We start from the raw sequence: 1742 nt of genomic DNA on the forward strand, positions 1-1742 counted from the left end.
GGGCTCGGCGAGGCACGACGACCGGCCTGCCCGGCCTGATAGGCCTTGCGCAGCAGCCGGCACGCGTACGCGAGCGAATCGCCGACGTTCGAGTGGAAATCGATCCGCGTCATTGCCCGCGCACCCGCAGCGTCGTCAGCCCCGCCATCACTGGCCGGCGCGGTCGATCAGGAACTGCGCGAGCAACGGCACCGGACGGCCCGTCGCACCCTTCGCGGCACCGCCCTTCCATGCGGTGCCCGCGATGTCGAGGTGGGCCCACGGATAGCTCTCGGTGAAGCGCGACAGGAAGCACGCGGCCGTCACGGCGCCGGCCGGGCGCCCGCCGATGTTCGCGAGATCCGCGAAATTCGACTTCAGCTGATCCTGGTACTCGTCGTCGAGCGGCATGCGCCATGCCGGGTCGTTCGCCTCGCGCGACGCGTCGAGCAGTTCGCCCGCGAGCGCGTCGTTCGTCGAGAACAGCCCGCTGTTGTGGCCGCCCAGCGCGATCACGCACGCGCCCGTCAGCGTCGCGACGTCGATCACGGCGGCCGGCTTGAAGCGCTCGGCGTACGTGAGTGCGTCGCACAGGATCAGGCGGCCTTCGGCGTCGGTGTTCAGCACCTCGATCGTCAGCCCCTTCATGCTGGTGACGATGTCGCCCGGCTTCGTCGCATTGCCGCCCGGCATGTTCTCGCAGGTCGGCACGATCGCGACGACGTTGATCTTCAGGCCCATCTCGGCGACCGCACGCATCGTGCCGAGCACCGAGCCCGCGCCGCACATGTCGTACTTCATCTCGTCCATGCCCTCGCCAGGCTTCAGCGAGATGCCGCCCGTGTCGAACGTGATGCCCTTGCCGACCAGCACGACCGGCGCGGCCTTCGCGGCGGCGCCCTGGTAGTGCAGCACGATGAACTGCGGCGGCTCGACCGATGCGCGCGCGACCGACAGGAACGACCCCATCTTCAGCGCCTGGATCTGCTTGAGCCCGAGGACTTCGGCCTTCAGGCCCCAATCCTTCGCGATCTTCTTCGCGGTGTTGCCGAGATAGGTCGGCGTGCAGACGTTGCCGGGCAGGTTACCGAGGTCGCGGGTGAGATCCATCCCGTTCGCGAGCGCGACGGCCTGCTTGATCGCGACCTTCGCGGCCTTTTCGTCCGCCGGGTCGACGCTGAACACGACGCGCTTGAGCGTGTGCGACGCCGGTTCCGGCTTGCTCTTCATCTGCGTGAAGCGGTAGGTCTCGTTGCGCAGCGCGAGGATCGCGGCGCGCACGCCCCAGTCGGAGCTGCGCTCGTCGACCGGCAGTTGCGCGAGCGAGAACGTGACCTGGACGACCTTGGTCGCCAGCAGCGCGCGCCAGGCGGTCGTCGCCGCATCGTTATAGGCTTTCTGATTGAAAGCATCCTGCTTGCCGAGCCCGACGAGCAGCACGCGCGACGCGCCGATGCCCGACACTTCGTGCAGGAACAGCGTCTTGCCGCGCTTGCCGTCCATGTCGCCGGCCTTCACCACGCGCGAGATCAGTCCCTTGGTGGCCGTGTCGATGTCGAGCGCCGCGCCCGACAGGGTCTGCGCCTCGAAGATGCCGAGCACGATGCAGTCGGACTTCCCGGTCAGGAACCCCTTGGCCTCGCCTTTGCTCCAATCACAGCCTTTTATGCTAAAGTCCATCGCGCTTGTCCTCGGATAAAATCTGGGCTAAGGATGAAAGCCGCAATTATCCGCTATTTTTCCCGTGGCGGCGCGAGCGCTCC

Annotated in this window: 1 protein-coding gene and 1 pseudogene; both read right to left on the reverse strand. The window is 67.2% G+C overall.

Annotated features, from left to right (window positions below; translation table 11 throughout):
- A pseudogene (locus JMF90_RS35750) lies at positions 1 to 113 on the reverse strand (DNA polymerase III subunit chi); the annotation flags it as partial.
- Positions 114 to 147: 34 nt separating this feature from the next.
- Positions 148 to 1659: a leucyl aminopeptidase gene (locus JMF90_RS35755; protein WP_054928041.1), complete on the reverse strand. Its 1512-nt coding sequence runs from the start codon at positions 1657 to 1659 to the stop codon at positions 148 to 150.
- Positions 1660 to 1742: the final 83 nt, after the last annotated feature.

Source organism: Burkholderia sp. E168m23 (assembly GCF_016586125.1).
GTDB classification, from domain to species: Bacteria; Pseudomonadota; Gammaproteobacteria; order Burkholderiales; family Burkholderiaceae; genus Burkholderia; species Burkholderia orbicola.